The organism is Marinobacter sp., assembly GCF_044799475.1.
Lineage (GTDB): Bacteria > Pseudomonadota > Gammaproteobacteria > Pseudomonadales > Oleiphilaceae > Marinobacter.
This window is the reverse complement of record NZ_CP085217.1, coordinates 3,397,517-3,419,487: the sequence shown is the minus strand read 5'-3', so window position 1 is coordinate 3,419,487 and position 21,971 is coordinate 3,397,517. Positions and strand designations below refer to the sequence as shown.

General features: G+C 57.2%; 18 protein-coding genes. 10 read left to right on the top strand and 8 right to left on the bottom strand.

Going from position 1 to position 21,971, the window contains the following annotated elements; translation table 11 throughout:
- Positions 1-141: 141 nt before the first annotated feature.
- The 8 genes from LG327_RS15735 (at position 142) to LG327_RS15700 (ending at position 10,290) form a co-directional block, all read left to right on the top strand.
- Positions 142-891, top strand: a complete 750-nt coding sequence (locus LG327_RS15735; RefSeq protein ID WP_404363335.1) for a DUF599 domain-containing protein — start codon at positions 142-144, stop codon at positions 889-891.
- A gap of 43 nt (positions 892-934) precedes the next feature.
- Complete coding sequence (locus tag LG327_RS15730) at positions 935-1,405, top strand: PaaI family thioesterase (protein ID WP_404363333.1); 471 nt, start codon at positions 935-937, stop codon at positions 1,403-1,405.
- Positions 1,402-1,836: a PaaI family thioesterase gene (locus LG327_RS15725; protein WP_404363331.1), complete on the top strand. Its 435-nt coding sequence runs from the start codon at positions 1,402-1,404 to the stop codon at positions 1,834-1,836. Before LG327_RS15730 ends, LG327_RS15725 begins: the two co-directional genes overlap by 4 nt.
- Positions 1,837-1,991: 155 nt before the next feature.
- Positions 1,992-3,884, top strand: coding sequence for a molecular chaperone HtpG (htpG, locus tag LG327_RS15720; protein ID WP_404363330.1), 1,893 nt, complete (start codon positions 1,992-1,994; stop codon positions 3,882-3,884).
- Positions 3,885-3,893: 9 nt separating this feature from the next.
- Positions 3,894-4,115, top strand: coding sequence for a DUF2835 domain-containing protein (locus LG327_RS15715; RefSeq protein WP_404363328.1), 222 nt, complete (start codon positions 3,894-3,896; stop codon positions 4,113-4,115).
- 363 nt (positions 4,116-4,478) lie between these two features.
- Positions 4,479-6,674: a catalase/peroxidase HPI gene (katG, locus tag LG327_RS15710; protein WP_404369473.1), complete on the top strand. Its 2,196-nt coding sequence runs from the start codon at positions 4,479-4,481 to the stop codon at positions 6,672-6,674.
- A gap of 348 nt (positions 6,675-7,022) precedes the next feature.
- Positions 7,023-9,197, top strand: a complete 2,175-nt coding sequence (gene katG / locus LG327_RS15705) for a catalase/peroxidase HPI (RefSeq protein WP_404363326.1) — start codon at positions 7,023-7,025, stop codon at positions 9,195-9,197.
- Between the two features lie 127 nt (positions 9,198-9,324).
- A complete protein-coding gene (locus tag LG327_RS15700; protein ID WP_404363324.1) occupies positions 9,325-10,290 on the top strand; it encodes a tRNA dihydrouridine synthase in 966 nt (321 codons plus the stop codon).
- A 22-nt stretch (positions 10,291-10,312) separates the two neighbouring features.
- Here the strand turns inward: LG327_RS15700 and LG327_RS15695 are convergent, their stop codons facing one another.
- Entirely contained in the window at positions 10,313-10,486 is a 174-nt protein-coding gene (locus tag LG327_RS15695) for a DUF2897 family protein (RefSeq protein ID WP_404363322.1), read from the bottom strand.
- An 81-nt stretch (positions 10,487-10,567) separates the two neighbouring features.
- Between LG327_RS15695 and LG327_RS15690 the strand changes: the two genes are divergently transcribed.
- Positions 10,568-11,236 (top strand): DNA-3-methyladenine glycosylase I, encoded by a 669-nt coding sequence (locus LG327_RS15690; RefSeq protein WP_404363321.1) that lies wholly within the window; start codon positions 10,568-10,570, stop codon positions 11,234-11,236.
- A gap of 1 nt (position 11,237) precedes the next feature.
- On the opposite strand, the gene LG327_RS15685 is transcribed toward LG327_RS15690, so the two are convergent.
- From LG327_RS15685 to LG327_RS15675, 3 genes are all read right to left on the bottom strand, one after another.
- Positions 11,238-11,891 carry an SOS response-associated peptidase gene (locus LG327_RS15685; RefSeq protein ID WP_404363319.1) on the bottom strand — a complete coding sequence of 218 codons (654 nt, stop codon included), beginning with the start codon at positions 11,889-11,891 and terminating at the stop codon, positions 11,238-11,240.
- Between the two features lie 118 nt (positions 11,892-12,009).
- Complete coding sequence (locus LG327_RS15680) at positions 12,010-12,753, bottom strand: murein L,D-transpeptidase catalytic domain family protein (RefSeq protein ID WP_404363317.1); 744 nt, start codon at positions 12,751-12,753, stop codon at positions 12,010-12,012.
- A 322-nt stretch (positions 12,754-13,075) separates the two neighbouring features.
- Complete coding sequence (locus LG327_RS15675; RefSeq protein WP_404363315.1) at positions 13,076-13,693, bottom strand: hypothetical protein; 618 nt, start codon at positions 13,691-13,693, stop codon at positions 13,076-13,078.
- A 150-nt stretch (positions 13,694-13,843) separates the two neighbouring features.
- On the opposite strand from LG327_RS15675, the gene LG327_RS15670 reads away from it, so the two are divergent.
- Positions 13,844-14,218: a DUF6746 family protein gene (locus LG327_RS15670; protein WP_404363313.1), complete on the top strand. Its 375-nt coding sequence runs from the start codon at positions 13,844-13,846 to the stop codon at positions 14,216-14,218.
- 41 nt (positions 14,219-14,259) lie between these two features.
- On the opposite strand, the gene LG327_RS15665 is transcribed toward LG327_RS15670, so the two are convergent.
- The 4 genes from LG327_RS15665 to LG327_RS15650 are packed head-to-tail and all read right to left on the bottom strand — an operon-like array spanning position 14,260 to position 21,843.
- Complete coding sequence (locus LG327_RS15665) at positions 14,260-14,559, bottom strand: BON domain-containing protein (RefSeq protein WP_404363311.1); 300 nt, start codon at positions 14,557-14,559, stop codon at positions 14,260-14,262.
- Entirely contained in the window at positions 14,556-18,443 is a 3,888-nt protein-coding gene (locus tag LG327_RS15660; protein WP_404363309.1) for an AsmA family protein, read from the bottom strand. The genes LG327_RS15665 and LG327_RS15660 overlap by 4 nt, the downstream gene beginning before the upstream one ends.
- A gap of 56 nt (positions 18,444-18,499) precedes the next feature.
- The gene (locus LG327_RS15655) at positions 18,500-20,527 is read right to left on the bottom strand and encodes a CocE/NonD family hydrolase (protein ID WP_404363307.1); all 2,028 of its coding nucleotides are present in this window, start codon (positions 20,525-20,527) and stop codon (positions 18,500-18,502) included.
- Entirely contained in the window at positions 20,524-21,843 is a 1,320-nt protein-coding gene (locus LG327_RS15650; RefSeq protein WP_404363305.1) for an acetyl-CoA carboxylase biotin carboxylase subunit family protein, read from the bottom strand. Before LG327_RS15650 ends, LG327_RS15655 begins: the two co-directional genes overlap by 4 nt.
- Positions 21,844-21,971: the final 128 nt, after the last annotated feature.

Sequence of the window (21,971 nt, the reverse complement as noted above, 5' to 3'; positions counted from 1 at the left end):
CGGCGCTTCGATTACCAGCATCATGGCCCGGGGCGCGGGGGGCTCTGGAGGGTCGGTGGCTGGAGCCGGCCCGTTTGATCGGGTATGATCTGCGATCTGTTCCACGCCAACTTCTCAACACCACCCGGATGCCCATCATTGATGTCAGCCGCCCTCGATTTCATTGCCCTGGCCTGGTTTCTGGTGTGCTGGCTTGGCTACAGCGAGTATTCCCGGCGAATGGCCAGGTCACGTCCCTGTCTCTCCAATACCCTGGATCTGTACCGGGAAGACTGGATGCGGATGATGCTGCGCCGGGAAAACCGCATACCAGACGCGACGGTAGTGGGGAATCTCGAGCGCAACGGCGCCTTTTTTGCATCCAGCTGCCTGCTGATTCTTGCCGGTATTATTACCGCCCTGGGGTATACCCAGGAGGTCATGAAAGTATTCGAACCCCTGCCATTTGGCAGTCCGCCCACCCGGGAAATATGGGAACTGCGACTGGTCGTCCTGCTACTGGTTTTTGTCTATGCCTTTTTCAAGTTCACCTGGTCCATGCGCATGTACAACTTCGTCGCTGTACTCATCGGCAGCGCAGCGCCCCCGGATGACGCAAAAATCACCCCCGCAGCCCGGGAGGCTTTTGCCAAGAGCGCGGCGACCACCTGCAACCTGGCTGGCGACGCCTTCAACCTGGGCCTCAGATCTTATTATTACGCCCTTGCCATCGTTACCTGGTTTATCCATCCACTCCTGTGCATTGCCGCCTCGACCCTGGTGGTGTTCGTCCTGTACCGCAGGGAGTTCCGTTCAAGTGCCCTGAAAGCACTGCGGGCCGGAAAAATCTTTGAAGATGCGCAGACGAAAACTGAACCAAAGGCAAAAGCCGAAAAAAATACTCAGACCTGATAAAATGGCCTGATCCGAATTCATCAACCCTCAGGCGGAATACATGACTGATCCCGATCGCATGGACCGGGTTCGCCGGTTCATAGGCATCCTCCACCAGGCCCGGGAACTTGGGCTGAGCGTTACCGACGCCGGCGAGAACCACCTGACGCTCTGCCTGCCCTACAGTGAAAAAATCATTGGCGATCCTCGAACCCGGGTGATTCACGGTGGCGCCATCACCACCCTGATGGACACCACCTCTGGTTCGGTCATGATCTGCGCTCTGCCGGAATTCGAACTTTGCCCGACTCTGGATCTGAGGATGGATTACATGCGCCCGGCCGAACCGGACCTGCCCGTGTACGCCCGGGCCGAGGTGTACCGGATGACCCGGAATATTGTCTTCACCCGCTGTGAGGCCTACCAGGAAGAAGGCCACACAGTCGCCCACTGCGTTGGCACCTTCATGCGTATCGGCCGGGAGGCGACCCCCAAGTCCTACAGAGACCTGATAACGGGAGGCAGGGAATGACCAGCCCCGATATCCTCCGCCACACCCAGGAAACCGGTGACTTTTCCCGCATGCTGGAAAGTATTCCCTATGCCCGGTACCTCGGCCTGCACTGTGATCGCTTTGGAGACGACCTGATCTTCCGTCTGCCGCCAAAACCTGAGAACCTCGGCAACCCCATCCTGCCGGCGATCCATGGTGGCGTTATCGGAGGCTTCATGGAAGTCTCTGCTGCCATCTACCTGATGATGTCCCAGGACACCTTCCGGATGCCGAAGATCGTTGACTTCTCACTTGACTACCTGCGTGCTGGTCTCGATCGCGAAACCTTTGCCGAATGCCATCTGACCCGCCAGGGCAACCGGGTCGCCAACGTCATGGTTACTGCCTGGCAGAAATCCCGCCGTCAACCCATAGCCACGGCCAGGGCGCATTTTCTTCTTGAAGATTAGCCACTGGCTTTTCGGTCGTCCCAGGCCTTGAAAAGCAGTGCCGTACCCCCATTTCTGCTGTCAGTTAAAACACCCCACTTCGCGCCTGCACCAAAGACAGCAGGCTGGAGTGTCAGGAACCAAAGGCAAGACTCAAGTCAGGAGTAACAGTAAAAATGACGGTCGAATCGAAGAAAGAAACCCTCGGCTTCCAGACCGAGGTGAAGCAGCTGCTTCATCTGATGATCCACTCCCTGTATTCCAACAAGGAAATTTTCCTGCGGGAGCTCATCTCCAACGCCTCCGACGCCGAGGACAAACTGCGCTTCGCCGCCCTCAAAGATGACAGCCTCCTTGAGAACGATCCGGATCTCAAAATCCGCCTCGACTACGACGAAGAGAAAAACACCGTCACCCTCACTGATAACGGCATCGGCATGGACCGTGACGAAGTCATCCAGAATCTCGGCACCATCGCCCGATCCGGCACCGCTGATTTTCTCGGCCAGCTCACCGGCGACGAAAAGAAAGACAGCAAGCTGATCGGCCAGTTCGGTGTTGGCTTCTATTCCGCATTCATCGTCTCCGAGCGGGTCGAAGTGTTTACCCGCAAGGCCGGCCGGCCAGCGGAAGAAGGCGTTCACTGGGAGTCCGCCGCTGAAGGTGAATTCTCCATTGAACAGGTCGAGCGGGAGGCCCGTGGCACCCAGGTCATCCTGCATCTGAAGAAAGAAGAGAAAGAGTTCGCCAACGGCTCCCGCCTGCGCACCCTGGTCAAGAAATACTCCGACCACATCTCCTTTCCGGTTGTGATGAAAACCGAGACCGAGGAGAAGGAGGGCGAGGCCAAAGAAGAAACTGTTAACGACGCTACCGCGCTCTGGACCCTGTCGCGTAATGAGATCAAGGACGAAGAGTACAAAGAGTTCTACAAACACATTGCCCACGATTTCGAAGATCCGCTGACCTGGTCCCATAACAAGGTGGAAGGCAAGCTCGATTACACCAGCCTGCTGTATATCCCCGCGCGGGCACCCTTCGACCTGTACCAGCGCGATGCCTCACGTGGCCTCAAGCTCTATGTCCAGCGTGTTTTCATCATGGACGACGCCGAACAGTTTCTGCCTCTGTACCTGCGCTTCACCAAGGGCGTGATCGACTCCAACGATCTTTCCCTGAACGTATCCCGGGAAATCCTGCAGAACGATGCCACGGTAGAAAGCATCCGCTCGGCCCTGACCAAGCGGGTCCTGGACATGCTGTCCAAGCTGGCCAACAGGGACGCAGCCAGATATCAGACCTTCTGGGATGAGTTCGGCACCGTGCTCAAGGAAGGCCCGGCGGAAGATTTCGCCAACAAGGAGAAGATCGCCAAACTCCTGCGCTTCGCCAGTACCCAGAACGGCGACGACCCGCAGACTGTCTCCCTTGATGCCTACATTGAGCGCATGAAGGAAGGCCAGAACAAGATCTACTACATTACCGGTGACAGCTTCACGGCTGCCAAGAGCAGCCCGCATCTGGAAGTCTTCCGCAAGAAAGGCGTGGAAGTGCTGATCCTCTCTGACCGGGTCGATGAGTGGATGATGGGCTACCTCAACGAATACGAAGGCAAGCAGTTCCAGGACGTGGCCCGCGGTGAGCTGGATCTCGGCGAAGTTGAAACTGAGGAAGACAAAAAGCAGCAGGAAGAAGCCACCGAAGCCCACAAGGATCTGCTGGAGCAGGTCAAAAAAGCGCTCGGGGACAAGGTCCAGGATGTGCGGGTAACCAACCGTCTGACTGAATCCCCGGCTTGCCTGGTAGTGGCCGAGCATGACATGGGCATGCAGATGCGCAAGATCATGGAAGCGGCAGGGCAGAAAGTGCCTGAGAGCAAGCCCATTTTCGAGATCAATGTAGAACATCCGCTGGTTCAGCGGCTTGAGAACGAAAAGGCCGACGAGCGCTTTAACGAGCTCTCAGCGGTTCTGTTCGACCAGGCAACCCTGGCCAGCGGCGAGCAACTGGAAGATCCGGGAGCCTATGTTGCACGTCTGAACAGGCTGCTGCTTGACCTCAGCCACTAAGCACGACCCATGCAACATCTCGACCTGGACATCGCTATTTCATCCGATGAGTGGATCAAGGTCTACCAGGGTGTAGCCAGCGATGTCCATGCGGTGAGCCGGGACGGACGCAAAGTCCGGTTTCCGGCTCGCATCCTGTCAAAGTTCTATCTTCGCGAAGGAGTCAGAGGCAGCTTCCGGATCTTTTTCGACAATAACGGCAAGTTTGTTCGCATAGAGCGCCTGAACTGATCTCTGGTCATCACCAGATTACGATTTCCTCCCCTGTTTTCGCCTTGTCCGGCATAAAAATCACGACATGATAAATTTAGCCTATCGCGCTCCTGGCGATATGTAATTTAGTGTGGATGGTGCGATTGGTCTAGGATTTGTAGGTGTCTGACGACTAGGCGGGCCAGAAGTCCGGCTCAAGCAAAGGGCATGCATGTTACCCGCCATTGAGATCACTTCTGGCGAACAGGGCGCACCGGCTGTATCAGGTCCGGGCATCGCGTTGAGTGAATCAGCGGCGCGATGATGGGCACAGATCCCTCGGCCACGTGGTGTTTTGTGGAAAAAAATAACAGGAGCAGAGAAATGAGCGGAAAGATCGATATGCAGACCCCTGGCAAATGCCCGGTGATCCACGGTTCTCGAACCAGACTGTCTGACGAGCGGACCGGCAATCAGGACTGGTGGCCAAAACAGCTGAATCTGAACATCCTTCATCAGCGTCATCCCAGGTCCAACCCTCTGGGTGAAGACTTCGATTACGCCGAGGAATTCCAGAAACTCGATCTTGAGGCGGTAAAGAAAGATCTCCACGCGCTCATGACCGACTCCCAGGACTGGTGGCCAGCGGATTACGGCCATTACGGCCCTTTCTTTATCCGCATGGCATGGCACAGTGCAGGTACCTATCGGATCGGCGACGGCCGCGGTGGTGCCGGCACCGGCTCCCAGCGTTTTGCTCCCCTCAACAGCTGGCCCGACAATGCAAACCTCGACAAGGCCCGTCGCCTGCTGTGGCCAATCAAGCAGAAGTACGGCAACAGGCTCTCCTGGGCTGATCTCTATATCCTGAGTGGTAACGTTGCGCTGGAATCCATGGGCTTCAGGACCTTTGGCTTTGCAGGGGGTCGCGAAGACATCTATCAGCCTGAAGAAGACGTTTACTGGGGCGTTGAGGATACATGGCTGGGCAACGAGCGTTACAGCGCCGACCATGAACTTGAAAATCCACTGGCCGCCGTCCAGATGGGCCTGATCTACGTCAACCCGGAAGGCCCGGATGGCGACCCCAACCCGGAACTTTCCGCCCATGACATCCGCGAGACCTTCGCCCGGATGGCCATGAACGACTACGAGACTGTCGCACTGACGGCCGGTGGCCACACTTTCGGCAAGACCCACGGTGCGGCCGATCCTTCCCACATTGGTCCCGAGCCCGAGGGTGGACCTATCGAAGACCAGGGGTTGGGATGGCTGAGCAGCTACAAGAGCGGCAAGGGCCGGGATGCGATCACCAGCGGCCTGGAAGGTGCCTGGACACCAACGCCCATCAAATGGGACATGAGTTACTTCGATGTTCTGCTCGGATATGAGTGGGAGCTGACCAAAAGCCCGGCAGGCGCGCAGCAGTGGAAGCCGAAGGGTCTCACTGAAAAGGACATGGCGCCGGATCCCGAGGACGGCTCAAAGCGCGTGCCCATCATGATGTCCACTGCGGATATGGCGATGCGGGTGGACCCTGAGTACCGGAAGATTTCCGAGCACTTTCACAAAAATCCGGAAGAGTTTGCGGACGCCTTCGCTCGGGCCTGGTTCAAGCTGACCCACCGTGACATGGGGCCGGTTGCACGCTACCTCGGCCCGGATGTGCCAAAAGAAGAATTGATCTGGCAGGACCCGGTGCCGGCTGTGGACCACGATCTGGTGGGCGAGCACGACATCAGGGAGCTGAAGAAGAAGACTCTGGATTCCGGCCTGTCAGTATCTGAGCTGGTGTCTACAGCCTGGGCATCCGCCTCTACCTTCCGTGGGTCAGACATGCGCGGTGGTGCCAATGGTGCGCGCATTCGCCTGCTGCCCCAGAAGGACTGGGAGGTGAATCAGCCGGATCAGCTGGCGAAAGTCCTCAAGATCCTTGGCGACATTCAGGAGGACTTCAATAAGGCCCAGAGTGGCAACAAAAAGATTTCTCTGGCGGACCTGATCGTGCTGGCTGGTTCCGCGGCAGTCGAGAAGGCTGCGACGGATGCAGGACACAGCATCGAGGTGCCCTTTGAGCCGGGCCGCACCGATGCGTCTCAGGAACAGACCGATACCGTGCAGTTCGAGCACCTCGAACCTCACGCCGACGGCTTTCGGAACTACCGCCGGACAAAATTCAGCGTCTCCGAGGAAGAGTTGCTGGTGGACCGGGCTCAGCTTCTGCAACTGAGCGCACCGGAGATGACCGTACTGGTGGGCGGCTTGCGTGTGTTGGACACTAACTACAAAGGCGCGAAGCACGGCGTGTTCACCAGAACGCCGGGCAGACTGACAAACGACTTTTTCGTTAACCTGGTGGACCAGGGTATCAACTGGAAGAAGAGCACGGATGACGATGATGTTTACGAGGGCTTTGATCGCAAGAGTGGCGAAGTGAAGTGGACAGGAACCCGGGTAGACCTCGTGTTTGGTTCCAACTCACAGCTGCGCGCCCTGACCGAAGTCTACGCGCAGGATGACGCCAGGGAGAAGTTTGCCCGGGACTTCGTGGCCGCCTGGGCAAAGGTAATGAACGCTGATCGTTTTGATCTGGCGTGACAAACGGTGCGCGCCTTCGTGCGCGCTCACTGACAAATGAAAGGCGACGCTTCAGTGGAAATTGGGGCGCCGCCGATTTTTAACAGTTTCGCCTCGGTCTTTTCTTCTATCGATTGTTAAAACCTTTCGTCCATGTTTTCTTAATTAATTGTTCTTCGATTGCTTGCGGTCTGTAACGTGTAGGTGTCTTGGATGGTGAGGGTAGCCCATTTCAGTGATAAACAATTCTGCGCCGGTGGCACGTAATGGACATCAGGGCGCATCCAGTCAGCCAACCATGTCGATCTGTATGGAATAATTCCCTCGGCCCAAAACTTTTTGTCAATAACGCAGAAACAGGAGAGAAAAATGACACAGAACAGTGACAGTGGTGGCAAGTGTCCGGTTATGCATGGCGCAAACACCACGGAAAGCAGCGATGTCATGGAATGGTGGCCTGAGGCGTTGAATCTGGACATCCTTCATCAGCACGACAGCAAGACCAATCCGATGGGGGAAGATTTCGATTACCGTGAAGAAGTCAAAAAGCTCGATTTCGACGCGCTCAAGAACGATCTGCACGCCCTGATGACCGACAATCAGGAATGGTGGCCGGCAGACTGGGGACATTACGGGGGCCTGATGATCCGCATGTCGTGGCACGCAGCGGGAACTTACCGTATTGCTGACGGCCGGGGGGGTGGTGGCACCGGTAACCAGCGTTTTGCGCCGCTCAACTCCTGGCCTGATAACGTCAGCCTCGACAAGGCGCGCCGACTGCTGTGGCCGATCAAGAAAAAATATGGCAATAAACTTTCCTGGGCCGACCTGATAATTCTGGCTGGCAACATTGCCTACGAAAATATGGGCCTGAAAACGTTTGGTTTCTCCTTTGGGCGCGAGGACATCTGGCATCCGGAAAAAGACATCTACTGGGGAGCAGAAAAAGAATGGCTGGCGCCGTCTGACGAGCGTTATGGCGATGTTGACAGTCCGGGAACCATGGAAAATCCCCTGGCCGCCGTTCAAATGGGCCTGATCTACGTCAATCCGGAAGGGGTCAATGGCGTACCTGATCCCGTCAAAAGCGCCGAGCAGGTTCGTGAAACCTTCGCCCGCATGGCGATGAACGACGAAGAAACCGCCGCTCTGACCGCTGGCGGCCATACTGTGGGCAAATGCCATGGTAATGGTGACGCAGAGGCACTTGGTCCCGAGCCGGAAGCAGCCGATGTGACCGAACAGGGCTTTGGCTGGAACAACCCCAACATGAAGGACAAAGCGGTCAACGCCGTGAGTTCAGGCATTGAAGGCGCCTGGACAACCAATCCGACAACGTTCGACATGGGGTATTTCGAACTGCTGTTCGGCCATGAATGGGAGCAGAAGAAGAGCCCGGCCGGAGCCTGTCAGTGGGAACCGGTGAACATGAAGGAAGAGGACAAGCCGGTGGACGCCACTGACCTTTCGACCCGCCGCAACCCCATCATGACCGATGCGGATATGGCAATGAAGGTCGACCCGAAATATCGTGCGATCTGCGAGCGGTTCATGGCTGATCCTGAATATTTCAGGGACTGCTTCGCCCGTGCCTGGTTCAAGCTGATCCATCGTGACCTGGGGCCGAAGACCCGCTATATCGGCCCGGATGCACCGTCAGAAGACCTGATCTGGCAGGACCCGGTGCCGGCTGGCAGCATTGACTACTGTGAAGAAGTGTTGAAGGAAAAGATTGCTGAAAGTGGCCTCTCGATCGGGGACATGGTCAGCACCGCCTGGGACAGTGCGCGTACTTTCCGCGGTTCTGACAATCGCGGCGGTGCCAACGGCGCCCGCATCCGCCTGACTCCGCACAAGGACTGGGAGGGCAATGAGCCTGAGCGTCTGGCCAGGGTTCTGAAAGTCTACGAAAAGATCTCTGCTGAAACCGGCGCCAGTGTCGCCGATGTGATCGTGCTGGCCGGCAGTGTTGGTATCGAGAAGGCGGCCAAAGCCGCTGGATACGAAATCCGCGTTCCGTTCCTCAAGGGCCGTGGCGATGCCGCTCAGGAGATGACGGACGTGGATTCTTTCGAGCCGATGGAACCCCTGGCGGATGGCTTCCGTAACTGGCAGAAGAAAGAGTATGTGGTGAAGCCGGAAGAGATGCTGCTCGACCGTGCCCAGCTCCTGGGCCTGACCGCGCCCGAAATGACGGTGCTGATTGGCGGCATGCGTATGCTCGACACCAACTATGGGGGCACGAAGCATGGTGTGTTCACTGACCGTGAAGGCCAGCTTACGAATGACTTCTTCGTCAATCTGACCGACATGGGTTACACCTGGAAGCCGGCGGGTAACAACCACTATGAAGTTCGCGACCGCAAAACCGACCAGGTGAAGTGGACAGCGTCACGGGTGGATCTGGTGTTCGGATCGAATTCCATTCTCCGCTCTTACGCTGAAGTCTACGCTCAGGACGACAACCAGGAGAAGTTCGTGAGGGACTTCGTTGCCGCCTGGGCCAAGGTCATGAATGCAGACCGTTTTGACGTTCAGGGCTGATAAACCAGAGTGGGGGCACACGATTGCGGGTGTCCCCGCTACCAACTTCCCGCCAAATTCCTTACAATCCTGCTCCGCCTGATTTTTGATCAGCCAAACATTCGTGCCTGTAGTCGCTGGAGCATTCATGCGAATCATCCTCGCCCCGATGGAAGGGTTGGTCGACGCACCCATCCGTGAAACCCTGACCGGGGTCGGAGGTATCGACAGGTGTGTAACCGAGTTCATTCGCGTAACCCACGGCATGCTGCCACCCCGGATTTTCCATAAATACGCCCCCGAACTGCATAATCACTCCCGTACCCGCGTCGGCACATCTGTGGCTATTCAACTGCTGGGATCGGACCCGGTAATGATGGGGCGCCACGGTGCCAGAGCAGTCGAGCTCGGAGCCACCCAGGTGGATATCAACTTCGGTTGTCCGGCGAAAACAGTGAACAGGCACAAGGGCGGGTGTGTGCTCATGCGTGAGCCGGACCTGATGTATGACATCACTGCGGCCGTGCGCCAGGCGGTGCCGGCGAGCATTCCTGTAACCGCCAAGATGCGCCTGGGATATGAAGATCGTTCCATGGGGGTCGCCTGCGGCCAGGCCCTTGAGTCGGCCGGTGCGGCTGAAATCGTCATCCACGCCCGCAGCAAGGTAGACGGTTACAAGCCACCGGCCTACTGGGAAGACATTGCGCTGGTCAGGGAGGCGGTCTCGGCTCATGTTATTGCCAATGGTGATATCTGGACCGTGGAGGACTACTGGCGCTGCCGAAAAGTGTCCGGCTGCGAGGATGTCATGATCGGGCGCGGTTTGATCTCCCGTCCGGACCTGGCCGCTCAGATAAAGGCCAGCCAGAAAGGCGAAACCCTGGCTGCCATGACCTGGGCGGAAGTTGTGGAGCTGGTCAAGGACTATGGCTTTGCGCTACAGGGGCATCTTGAAGACAGGTACGTCACGGGTCGTGTAAAGCAGTGGCTCAACTACCTGCGGCGGGGTTTTGCCGAAGCGGAGGCCATCTGGCCGGAAGCCAGAAAGCACCGGGAGGTGGCGGCGATGTTTGCCTGCCTGGACAGGGCACCGGGCAGAGCCAGGGCTGCCTGACCAGAATCATTGGCTCCAGCAATTACCTGTCTTCGTCTTCGGCCTTTTCTTCCGCTTCTATTTCCGCCTTGCGCTTGCGGATCTTTTTCATCTTTTCCCTTGAAATTGGCATGTTGGCGCTGTCCCGCAGCATGAAAAGGCTGCCCAGTATCAGCGCGAGCGCAAGAAGAAGAAAAACCCATCCAATGACTGGCATACTTGTTACTCCCTGCGTTGGTCAGTTTGTTTTATAGTGACCCGGCCGGCTTCATACCTGCAACCAGACTCCGGATGCCCCATGTCTTTTTCCAGAATCCATGATCAGGCTGCTGCCCGCAAGGGCGGTGAAGCCGAGTTGCAACGAGCCCTGCCTCTAGTGGCCCAGGCCGGGGAGCTGGAAACCAGGGGGGATGACCGTTACCTGTCCGAAATTACAAAGTGTGTCTTCAAAGCGGGCTTTGTCTGGCGGGTGATTGAGAACAAATGGCCCGGTTTTGAGGCTGCGTTTGAGGGGTTTGTGCCGCTTTACTGGCAGCAGGTGCCAACGGATGTGCTGGAGGAGCTGGCGCAGGATGAGCGGATTGTGCGGAACATGCAGAAGATACGCACAGTGCCGGAGAACGCCCGGATGATTGTGGAGGCCTCGGAGAAATTCGGCAGTTTTGGTGCATTTCTAAGCAGCTGGCCGTCAGAAGACCAGGTGGGGCTGCTGCTCTGGCTCAAGCGCCATGGCAGTCGCCTTGGCGGCACTTCTGCCCAGTATTTTCTGCGGCGGGTTGGCTGGGATGGCTTTATTCTGTCCACGGATGTGGTTACTGGATTGCGCCGGGAAGGGGTGCTGGATGCAACGCCCGGCACCCGCAAAGCTCTGATTCAGGCTCAGACTGCATTCAATGAATGGCACCGGGAGACAGGGCTTCCCTATAGCCATCTGTCCCGTATTCTTTCCCTGTCGGTGGGAAGCTGAGTCAGCTCACTTCTTTCAGTACGTCCTCATCGTCATTCCGGGGGTTGTTGACCCGGGCTGAGACAGGGCGGAAACAAAGCCTGTCCGGTGAGAGGTGCTTCACTTTCCGTTTGAGTGTCTCCCGGTCATGGGTTTCCGGGTCGAGCCAGATCTCCACGCCTTCTCCCAGCACCACTGGCATCCGGGGGTGTATGTCCTTTGCGGGGCCCCGGGCATCCTCGGTAAGAATGCAGCAGGCCGGATTCCCATCTTCGTCGGTGGTGAAGATCCCGGCCATCAGCAGCAGATCCCCATCCCGGTGGTGGATATAGAAGGGTTGTTTGTCACCATTGTTCTGACGCCACTCAAACCAGCCATTGGCCGGAATTATGCACCGGTGGCGGGCAAAGCTGCCCTTGAAAAAATTGCTCCCGGCAACATTTTCAGCTCTCGCATTGATGGGCTCGGGTGCATCTTCGCCAGCCCAGTGTGGGCGGAATCCCCACCACATGGGCAGGATCTCCGGTTTCTCGTCTACCGCCGCCACAGCGACAATAAAGCCGCCAGGTGGAATGTTGTAACCATTCCCGGGCAGCGACTCACTGGAGCGGACAGGGTAGCCGATTCGCTGGGCCACCTGATCAACTGGCTCGTAGAGCGCATAACGGCCACACATGGAGTTTCCCCTTCCCTGTCTTTGGGTTCAGTTTTGCAAAGCTGGCAAGGGGTATCAACAGAACGATTGCTGGAAAAAGGAAAAGGAGGTGCACCTCTGCCAGCAGAGGTGCAGGCTCTCAGAGAACTCTCCTGCTCCCAGCCTCTGATGCTCCAGCGGAAGAAAGAATTTTCCCTTCGTCACAGTTCAGGAAACGGGAAGACTGCAGCCATTTCTGGTCCGGGTAATATTTGAATACCAACTGGCCCCCCTTCAGATTGTCCACAACGTTTTTGATGACTCCCTGACGAACGGCAGGGCAGCCGTGGCTGCGGCCAATGCGCCCATGGGCGCTGACCCAGGAAGGATCAACATAATCGGCGCCGTGAATGACGATGGCGCGTTCCCGGGCACGATCATTGATGCCGGTCTCGAGTCCGTCCAGCCGCAGTGAATAACCATGCTTGCCGAAATAGCTTTCACTGGCCCTGAATAGCCCAATGCTGGACTGGTAACTATTCAGGACGTTGGAGAAGTCCGTCGCCGTTGTCATGCCACTGTTCTTGCCGTGAGCAACCAGTTCCCTGAACATCAGCTTTTGCTCGCTCAGATCAAAGATCCACATGCGCTCTTCACTCGAGGGCAGGCTGAAGTCGATGACTGCAAGGCGTTCGGGAGCTTCGACGCCAGTGCTTACCGCGCAGCGACTGGCCCGCACGGCGCTTCTGAGGACTCCTGGGTCAAGGTTGGGCGCTGATCTGGCGAGTTGAACCACAAGCTGTTCATCAAATCCACCACCCAGGCTTGGGGGCGAAGACAGAATCAGAGGAAAAAGTGCCAAAAAAAGGACTGAAAAACGGGAGGGCAGGTGCCTCAATATCATATTATATTTCCTCAATAACCTCGTAAGTGCATGCTGTCTTTTATGCAGTGGCAGGTGAGCGCAGAGCGCGGGATTTTATCAGACTTTCTTCTGATTCGTGCCAAATAGTACAAAAAACAGACAAAACTGCCCCGCATCCCGGGAAACGCCCTTGTCACTGACAGGGGTTTGATCGTTTTGGAACTGGATGCTGACGGCTACCCGCTCAACGCCCGCATTGCACGGCCGAGCGGCAATTTCGCTCTGGATCTCAGCACGACTCAGGCGGTGCGGTCCGTGGTGTATTTTGAATACCGGGGGGCGGGAGTGATTGTCCAGGGTTTTATGGATCACAGGTTTCAGGTCCAATTTGCCACTGTGAAAAGAGTGCGGTGCCATGAACCTCTATCCCCATGTCCCTGAGCCACTGGGACATTACATGATTGGAGTTGTTAAGTACGGTGTAGGGGTGAGGGTAGGGCACAAAGTCCAGATTGTAGCGCGGCTGATGGAAGGTCTGGCTGGCGCGCTCAAAGTGCTGCTCCAGGTTTGAGCGTAGCTTTGCCATCTCTTTTCTTTCGACGGAAAAAGAATAACGGCTGACGAACCCTTCAGGTATCTCCGCTGACAACCCGCCAGATTCTGGAAGCCGGGTCAGATGCCCCCTTCCAACGGCCGCCCGGGTAGGCCAGAAAAGGGCCTCGAATGCACGCCATATTCCAGTCTTGTGCTCGGCGTACCAGCGCCACTCTCCATGGACATAACGCACCCAGTCTCCCTCTGGTTCAGGTAGAACCAGGCTGGGATGACGGCCATGGTCGAGAATGTGTACGGTGACTGGGGCTTGCATTTGCTGGGGCGGGACCAGCCTGTTGCTGCAACCCGGCAGGGCGATGGCAATCAGCAGGAGAAACAGTATCCCATTGCCTGGGCTAATCACCGCTGTGGCCTGTTTTGCCAAGGATTTCACATCGACGACCACTCATCTGTTCCTCCCGGCCGACCCACTTTCGCAGGTGAAATTGTCTTTCGGTTTGACATGCGTCATGGCCAGACCTCTTTTTTTAGATGATAATGCTTCCCATTACAACTAAGTGTAAAGGAGTTGGCTATGCGAAACATCATTTCCGGAATCTGCCTTGTCTCAGGCTTGCTGCTCTCATCCGGTCTGGCGGCGGAAGTCCGTCATTACAAGGGTGAGCCGTCAGAGACCCTGGGACAGGCGTTTGCCAATCTGGCTGAGTACAATGAGAAGCTGGAGGCGCTCCTCGGAAGCGCTCCCGGCCCGGCAGCCATGGCCGAGGTTCATCAACTGACCTATACCCTGGAAAACGCTCTTGGGAGGATAAGCACTGAACTGGATGACCTGGCGGCAACCCTCGAAGAGGTTCATCTGGCTTCCGAGCATGCGGCGCCGGAAACCGTGCTGAGTCAGGGCCGGGAATACCTTGAGACTTCCCGCAAACTGTTGCGTGAATCCGAATAGCTCGCGGGCGCCGGTACCCGGCTCTGGCTGCCGACGACTGCCTATTTGACGGTGATCCGGTTGTCCACTCTTCCTGCGTCGCTCTGCTCTTGGGCGATATCTTCTGCCCGCTGGCTCTGCTGGCGGGTTTCAACAAACCCCTCAAGAATGACCTGTCCCTCTTCCACTGTCACATCAATAGCCGAGCCGGAGATGCCCAGCTCTTCAATGAGCGCGGCCTTGATCTCCAACGCCTCCAGGGAATCCTGCCGGGACAGAGTCGCCTCGTCCTGATGGGCACCGGGGCCTGCGCAGCCCGCTGCAAGAACCAGAATCAGAACAGGCAGCAGCCGGCACTTCATTGCTCCGTCTCCGTGTTTTCCAGGGCCTCGCGGGTACGGCTGACCAGGCCCTCGCAATAATCGATCTCTTCTCCCGTACCCAGATCCAGCAGCGGCAGCATTGCCACAAGGGGGCCGGCAACCGCTGCAAGCGCTGCGCCTGCCCCGGTACGCGCGGAAAGTTTTCCGGCATACAGGGTTGGTTCTACGTTCCCGAAGGTGCCGCCCAGATGCAGAGGGGTGCGGGCGGAGAGGACACTGACATCTTTTGGGTGGGCGAGAAAGGTGATGTCGAGTTCCTCGGTGTTCAGATTCACCTTGCCGCCGCCGGAGAAACTCGTGTCATCCGTGTCGATCACAAAGGTATCGAGTTCGGCGATGCCGTCCCGGGTTTTCAGATCGATGTACGCACAGTCAATCGGGATCGGGTCCCGGCCCCGGACCCAGCTGAGGAAAGCCTGGTACACATCCAGGCCGGCCAGTTCCACAAGCAGGGCATCCAGCCGGCCACCAGTCATCAGCATGGTCAGACCGCCATCGGACGAGCCCAGAAGGTCTGCAATGGAAGCTCCCTCCACCCAGAATTTCCCGCGTGCGCCAACAGTACCAATGCTTTCATCGGCAATCTCCCAGTTACGGAGCGCTTCCTGAAGATCCACGGCCTGGACTTCAACGTTCATCGTGCCTTCGGGTGGCTCCTTTCTGGCATCAAGCTCAAGATGGTAATCGATATGCCCGCTACCAACGCCGAAGCTGATGGGGTGAAACCGCCCCAGTCCATCCTCCAGGGTGAAATTCAGCACCACATTGCTCAGGGGGACGTCCCGTGCCCTTACGGACTCGCCCCGGAACTGGACATCAGCAGACAGGTCAAGCCAGGCATCCGTGACCAGAGGTTGATCCGGCAGGACAAACCGGTCTTTGGAGTCTTCCTCCTGCTCTGTCGGAGAGCCGGGCGGCTCTTTGCCGACAAGGCCTCCCAGATCGGCTATGTCCAGAGATGTGGATTTAAGGTTCCCGGCAAGATGCGGAGGCAGGGTGCTCGCATCGAATGTGATTTCTCCCTGGAGGTCACTATCGCCCACTATTCCGTCAAGGTCCGTAAACGCCCACCGTTCATTCCGGAGTTCAAGGTTTCCGGACACCGAATAAGGCGGCAGCAGCGGCAGCGGAACTCCCAGCAAGCGGCTCAGACGCTGCGGATTGGGTCCTTGCAGCGCCAGATCCAGATCAAGGCCTTTCAGTGCCAGGGGCTGAAGTATCGAGCCCGCCAGGCTGATCTCACTCTCGACAATCTCTGCTTTCATGTCCAGGGCAAAGGGCCGGTCCGGATCACGGATATTCAGCAGGGGGTCGGCCCGGAACCTGAGTGAAAATGGGTCGCCGTCATAACGGCCTTCTCCGTCCACATGAAAAGCAGCATTCCCCGTCCCGGGATTGTGGCTGACAAGGTGAAGTGTCATGTCAGTACCGGTTTTGTCGTCGTGAAGGTTCAGTCGTGACTGGTCGAAGATCACGCGGCCGATAAACGGAAGCAGCAGGTCATCACGGCGGTCGACGGCGGAGTTCTCCTCTATATCCAGGGCCAGTGCGCCGGAGAGTCTGCCAAGGCGGTCTTCCACTGCCGAAAAGGTGTCAGCCAGCCTGCTCAGTTCAATATTTTCAAACTCGGCATCAAGTCGCCCCGACGCTGGCGTTTTCCGTGCATCCAGTGCCAGGGCCCCCTCTAGTGACCCGCCTGCGGACTTGAATTCAAGTGGCTCCAGCCGGGCTCTTCCCTCGTCCAGGGTGAGCCTCACCGAGAGCTCCCGGAGTTCATTTTCGTCCGGCAGGACCAGTGCATCAGCCCGTAGGACCATGTCTGCGTCAAAGATCCTGAGAGGTGCCAGTACCGAGCTTTCCGCAGCGCTCTCGCTGGTGGCGTCAGAGCCGTTGTCTGATTCACCATCTCCTTCAGTGTTTTCGGCCCGGAACTGGGAGAGGGTGATTCGGCCGGCGTCCAGATTTACCCTGACCAGGGGCCGTTCCGAGTTGGTGTAGTGAACCTCACCGGCCACCTCCGAAGTACCGATTTTGCCGTCCAGACCCGTGACGGACCAGAGCTCCCCCTCGCGGTCGAGCCGTCCTTTGAGCCGGAACTCCGGTAATGGGGGCAACACCTGGCCAACCCAGGTCTCCAGGTCCTTGCCGTCGCTGTCCTCCAGAACCAGATTGCCTGCCATGCTTTCCGGCTCTAGCAGTGCACCCAGGGTGGTATCGGCCCAGGCCCGCAGGCTACCTGACGTTGCCTGGGCCAGAAGCCTGTAGTTTTCAGTGTTGGTCACCAGTTGGGGCAGGGGGGCGCCTTCCACACTCATGGCGATGGGCCTGGTCTGGAAGCTGCCATCCAGGGAGATGACCGGTGCCGGATTGTCACCAGACGCCTGCACACTGGCGTCGAGACTGGTGCCGGCGGCCTCGTTCAGCCAGAAAACCCGGGAGTCAGATATCCTCAGGTTTTCGAGCAGAATTTCCGGAGCGAAAGGCTCCTGCCGGGCGAGTTCTTTCAGTTCAATGGCAAGCTTGCCGTCGGGGATGCTGCCCTGTTCCGGCCCCATGTCGAGCCTCGCCAAGTCAAGATTCTTGAAGGCGATGCTGGTAGAAGCTGAAACCCTGTCAGAATTGCTTGCAAGAACTCCATTTCCCTCAACACGGCCATCGGCCAGGCCGAATTTCAATGGCTCGAGGTTGAGGGTCTGGTCTGCCAGTTCGATCCCGGCCTCCAGGTTCTCAAGGGACCTGCCCGCCACAAGCAGACGGTCGATGGACAGGCTGAGTTGTGTCTCAATGGACGGCAGCGGTGGTATGGAGAGCGTCAGTTGCTCTGATTGTTCATCCGGTTCAGGCAGAGCTGCCATAAGGTTTTCTACGTTAAATTCAGGGGAGTGTAGCTGTCCATTGATGACCAGGGGCCTGTCGCCGGCATCCAGGGTCAGCTCACCCGTTATCTGGCTGCCGAACGAACGGACATTCATCTCCCTCAGATGCCACCTTGCCCCCTTGCGCTCAAGAGAACCACTGAGTTCCAGGGTATCCACCTGGAGTGCAGGCATATTCATCCATTCAGACCACTCCCCGGGATTTCGCAGGCTGACCTGAAAATCCGTCTCCAGCTGACTGATTTTCGGAGCTTCGGGAATCAGAAAAGAGATCTGGACAGAGGAATCGCCGGAAGCGACTTCTGCCTGGCCTTCATAGCCAGTCGACCCCGACCTGAACGCAACAAGTGAATCTGTGTCCGCATCGAGTGCGAACTCCCTGTCCCGGAATGACACAGTGCCAGACGTTTGCAGGGTCACTCCGTCATCCTGGACCTGCAGGGAAGGTATTGACAAGGTTTTGGGTGTATCTGCTTCCGGTGCAAGATAACTTATTCTGGCACCTGACAGATTCAGCTCTCTGACAAGGACGGGTAGTCCCGCCTCCTGCGCACCCTTCTCCCCCTCTGGTGTCTGAGCCTCAGCCATCGCCTGGAGCACCCAGTTGGGTGATCCTTCGGTCCGTTCTTCCAGATTAAGGATGGGGCCGTCAATATTGACCTCGGACAGTACCAGTTCGCCCCGGACCAGCTCGGCCCACGACAGCGACACGCCTAGCTGTTCAACAGAGAGCATCTGTCCTGCGCTGGCCCACTCCGGGTTGCCGAATTCCATGCGGGAAACGGACGCATGCGGTTGCGGTAGCAAGCTGAGGTCCAGATCGCCCCTGATTTCAAACTGCCTTCCCGTGGCTGTCTCAATCCGTTCTTCAATGGGAGTTCTGAGAAAATTCCACGAAATCACCTCGAAGGCAATAACTACAAGAAGCATCAGGCCGAGCAGACCCACTAACACCCACTTCAGGCTTTTCAGAGCTTTTTTCACCATATTTCGGGTAATCCTCTCAGGTTGCGACCGGGGATGCTCTCAGCAGGTGACTCACCTCATACAAAATTTCTCGGAATGCGGAATGTCCAGGCGTTGCAAAATACCCGTTTTTCCATATGTTCCGACTGCTCATAGGCATCGATGTTGGCGTGCAGGTGAAAGGCATCACTGCTGGAAGTCAAAACCGTCCTGGTCACCGTCCTGATTGCCCAACCATCTCGCGCCAGGCCGCGTTCGGTTACTACCTCGGCTCGCGGAGACTCGAAGTCATCTCCGACAGTGGAATAGGTCTCCACCACTTTTGTGAGGATGTTCAGGTTGATGGGTTCCAGGCGGTAGGAACCGCTATCGCTGATGACCTCCAGTGTCGAGCTGCTGCGGGCCAGGTCCCGGTGCACCAGCCAGTTGTGATGCTCCTCCGTCAGTCGTGTGGCGGGTGGTGGCGGTGAACATTCAGGTTCTTCGAAGGGCGGCAGGTTCCTGTCGGAATCGCGGGGCGCGCGTTGTGGCAGCTCCAGGCTGGAATTTGCGCTAAATACCTGCAGGCGAACAGGCTCTGGTGGTGTCCAGGCAAGAGGCCAGTAAGACGTTGATATGGACAGACGCAGCCGGTGGCCAGCCGCGAAGGAATGGGCAATGCCGTTCATCTGAACCCGCACTCGGTAGCGTCTGCCGGGCTCCAGTGGCTCCGGCCTGTCACTGCCCCTGTGATGGTTAAGATTGAGCAGGCCAAAGGTAACCCGGGTGGCCTTGTCGTCAGGTGCTACATCCGATAGCCGGACTGCAATCATGGCCACTGGCCGGTCGACCGAGACTTCCAGTTCGACAGCAGGCGTGCCCATGATCTCGCAAGCTGATTCCAGCTCCTTGCTCTGGAAAACCAGAGCTCCGCCGTCCTCCTCCCGCTGGTCGTACGCCAGGTCCGGGCCGGCAGAATAGGAACACCATTTGCCGGCAAAGAGGCCGAGGGTGAGCGGGGACTGAACGCTGTGTCTGAAACTGCCGGCCTCCTCGCCGGGCTCAGCCAGCCGAAGGTCATCCAGCGGATATACCCTGGGCTCTATTTTTTCGCTGGGCCACTGGTCTTCCGCAATCCAGCGCCCCGGCCGCTCTTTATAGGCCGCAGCCGGTGGAATGCTTTCCTGTATCCAGACCCGCAGTTGTGGTTCGTCCATAATTCCCGTGTCCTGTCCCTTGAGCCAGTAGTCCCACCAGCGCAGGGATTCCTGCAGAAAGCCGATAGCCGGGCCGGGAACTCCAGCATGAGGGTACTTGTGGCTCCAGGGACCTATCAGCCCCTTCCGCGGCACCTGCAGATTTTCCATCATGCGGAAGACGGCGTTGGAATAGCCGTCAGCCCAGCCGCTCACGGCATACACGGGGCATTTGACGGCGCTGTAGTCTTCGCTGATAGATGCATGGCGCCAGTAATCGTCACGGCTCTGATGCCTGAGCCAGGTTTCCAGCCAGGGGCCGTTGGCGTTAAGCCGTTCAAACCACATGTCCCGCCATTTGTCCCCGACCAGTTCGGGGTCCGGGGGGATTGAATTGTAGGCAAACATCACCGAAGCCCAGGAGATGTTGTCCCCCAGCAGGCATCCCCCCATATGATGAACATCATCGGCGTAACGGTCATCGGATGCACACACCGCCAGCACGGCCTTGAGCTCTGGAGGCTGCAGAGCAGCGATCTGCAGACCGTTAAAGCCACCCCAGGAGATGCCCACCATACCGACGTCGCCGGAACACCAGGGCTGGGCGGCGAGCCACTGAAGAATCTCAAGTCCGTCATCCAGCTCCTGCTGCAGGTATTCATCTTCCAGCACACCCTCGGATTCGCCACTGCCGCGGATATCCACCCGTACACACGCATAGCCATGGCCCGCGATGTAAGGATGCATCATTTCATCCCGGGTGGAGGTGCCAAACCGCTTTCGGTAAGGGATGTATTCGAGGATTGCAGGAACTGGCGCCTCGTCCTTCGGGCGCCAGATCCGGGCGGCAAGCCGAATGCCATCAGACATGGGTATCCACACGTTGGCTTCTTCCATTGTGGCTACGGGAAAGTCGTCCACTATTCTCATGCTTCCTCCCTTTCCTCCCTTTTCAGGGGCCTGATCTGGAAATTCAGGATTTCTTTTGCTGTTTCAAATTTATGCTCCAGCTCCTCCTGGCCGCTGGCGCCAAGAAATATCACCGCTGCCTCAAAGCTGTAGGAGTCCTGGAGCGCGAGATCGCTGAGTTGCATACCCTGCCTTGCGTACAGGACCACCCGCGCTTCAGGAAAACGCTCCCTGAGCTTTACAATATCCGCTTCCGTGGGCGCACGCTCGACAAAGCCATCTTCATGATATCGCAGCATGAATTTCCCTGAGAGCGGGTATTCACCCTGGCGATGAGGGAAGTCCGGTTCGCGTCCGAGGGCCAGCTCAAGGGGAACCTGCAGATTGGGGGCTCCGTCAACCATCAGGAAGAGGGGAGAGTGGGACTTGGAAATCCGCGAGTTGATTTCAAGGATGTAAAGCCGGTCACTGCCCGGGTTCCAGAAAAACTCAATGTTAAAGCATCCGTTTTGGTACTCGATGTGCCGCATGATCTTGCCGGCGGCCTCAATGGTTCTGTCCAGGATTTTCTGCGGAAGCTTTGAGGGGTATTGATACCGACTGAATGATGAGTGGTGCTGGCCTTCACGGATGGAATCGACAATCCCGAAGATCTCTATTTTGTCCTCCCAGCAATAGCCTTCCAGAGTGAACTGGTAATCGGCCGAAACGATTTCTTCCGCAATGCAGTGGTAGCCATCCACTGCTCTGATTTCTTCCGGCAAATCGATTTCGTCAAGGAATTCATTGAACGGCTGGGCGAAGAAGCCTATGTGCTCCCGGACTTTCACCAGAGCTTTACGGAATCTTTCCGGGCCATCAATGTGATACCCCAGGAATGAGGAATGCGCTTTTATCGGCTTGAGCCAGAAAGGGTAGTCCACCACCAGGTCTCCCAGAGGATCCTCGGCGAAGGGGTTGACGCTTTGAAAGCCGGGCACCATTTCAGGTACGACTTTCTTCTGTTCAACCCGGCTGTAGTATTTGTGCTCACAGCGCGCCACGGACTCAGGGCTTGGGCCGGGCAGCCCCAGGTCTCTGGCGATCAGCGGCACCAGGGCACTGGTGGGGAAGTCCCAGTACCCCATGACTGCGTCCAGGGTTCCGTCCAGACGGTCGCGTTCATCCCGGGCCCGTTGTATCAGATGTTTGATAGAGGGATAGCCAAAATTTGCCGGCTCCACCACCTCTTCATAGCCGAACAGTGGCAAAAACCTGTACTGCTCTTGCGGCTCGTTAAGGGTTTCGAGCAATTCCTGATTAAAAGGCTCCATCCCGATGACGAAAATATTTTTCATGATAGCCCTCGACTGTTCACTATTGCTGGCCGATTGGGGCGGAAAAACATCTCGTTTACTGCACCACCTCTAATCGTTTAATGCACTGGTTTGTTCAATGCACTGCATATAGGTTATTAGCTGGTGAC

Coding starts and splice junctions, on each gene's coding strand:
- LG327_RS15735 (WP_404363335.1), top strand. CDS start 142: ATGTCAGCCGCCCTCGATTTCATTGCCCTGGCCTGGTTTCTGGTGTGC.
- LG327_RS15730 (WP_404363333.1), top strand. CDS start 935: ATGACTGATCCCGATCGCATGGACCGGGTTCGCCGGTTCATAGGCATC.
- LG327_RS15725 (WP_404363331.1), top strand. CDS start 1,402: ATGACCAGCCCCGATATCCTCCGCCACACCCAGGAAACCGGTGACTTT.
- htpG (WP_404363330.1), top strand. CDS start 1,992: ATGACGGTCGAATCGAAGAAAGAAACCCTCGGCTTCCAGACCGAGGTG.
- LG327_RS15715 (WP_404363328.1), top strand. CDS start 3,894: ATGCAACATCTCGACCTGGACATCGCTATTTCATCCGATGAGTGGATC.
- katG (WP_404369473.1), top strand. CDS start 4,479: ATGCAGACCCCTGGCAAATGCCCGGTGATCCACGGTTCTCGAACCAGA.
- katG (WP_404363326.1), top strand. CDS start 7,023: ATGACACAGAACAGTGACAGTGGTGGCAAGTGTCCGGTTATGCATGGC.
- LG327_RS15700 (WP_404363324.1), top strand. CDS start 9,325: ATGCGAATCATCCTCGCCCCGATGGAAGGGTTGGTCGACGCACCCATC.
- LG327_RS15695 (WP_404363322.1), bottom strand. CDS start 10,486: ATGCCAGTCATTGGATGGGTTTTTCTTCTTCTTGCGCTCGCGCTGATA.
- LG327_RS15690 (WP_404363321.1), top strand. CDS start 10,568: ATGTCTTTTTCCAGAATCCATGATCAGGCTGCTGCCCGCAAGGGCGGT.
- LG327_RS15685 (WP_404363319.1), bottom strand. CDS start 11,891: ATGTGTGGCCGTTATGCGCTCTACGAGCCAGTTGATCAGGTGGCCCAG.
- LG327_RS15680 (WP_404363317.1), bottom strand. CDS start 12,753: ATGATATTGAGGCACCTGCCCTCCCGTTTTTCAGTCCTTTTTTTGGCA.
- LG327_RS15670 (WP_404363313.1), top strand. CDS start 13,844: ATGCGAAACATCATTTCCGGAATCTGCCTTGTCTCAGGCTTGCTGCTC.
- LG327_RS15665 (WP_404363311.1), bottom strand. CDS start 14,559: ATGAAGTGCCGGCTGCTGCCTGTTCTGATTCTGGTTCTTGCAGCGGGC.
- LG327_RS15660 (WP_404363309.1), bottom strand. CDS start 18,443: ATGGTGAAAAAAGCTCTGAAAAGCCTGAAGTGGGTGTTAGTGGGTCTG.
- LG327_RS15655 (WP_404363307.1), bottom strand. CDS start 20,527: ATGAGAATAGTGGACGACTTTCCCGTAGCCACAATGGAAGAAGCCAAC.
- LG327_RS15650 (WP_404363305.1), bottom strand. CDS start 21,843: ATGAAAAATATTTTCGTCATCGGGATGGAGCCTTTTAATCAGGAATTG.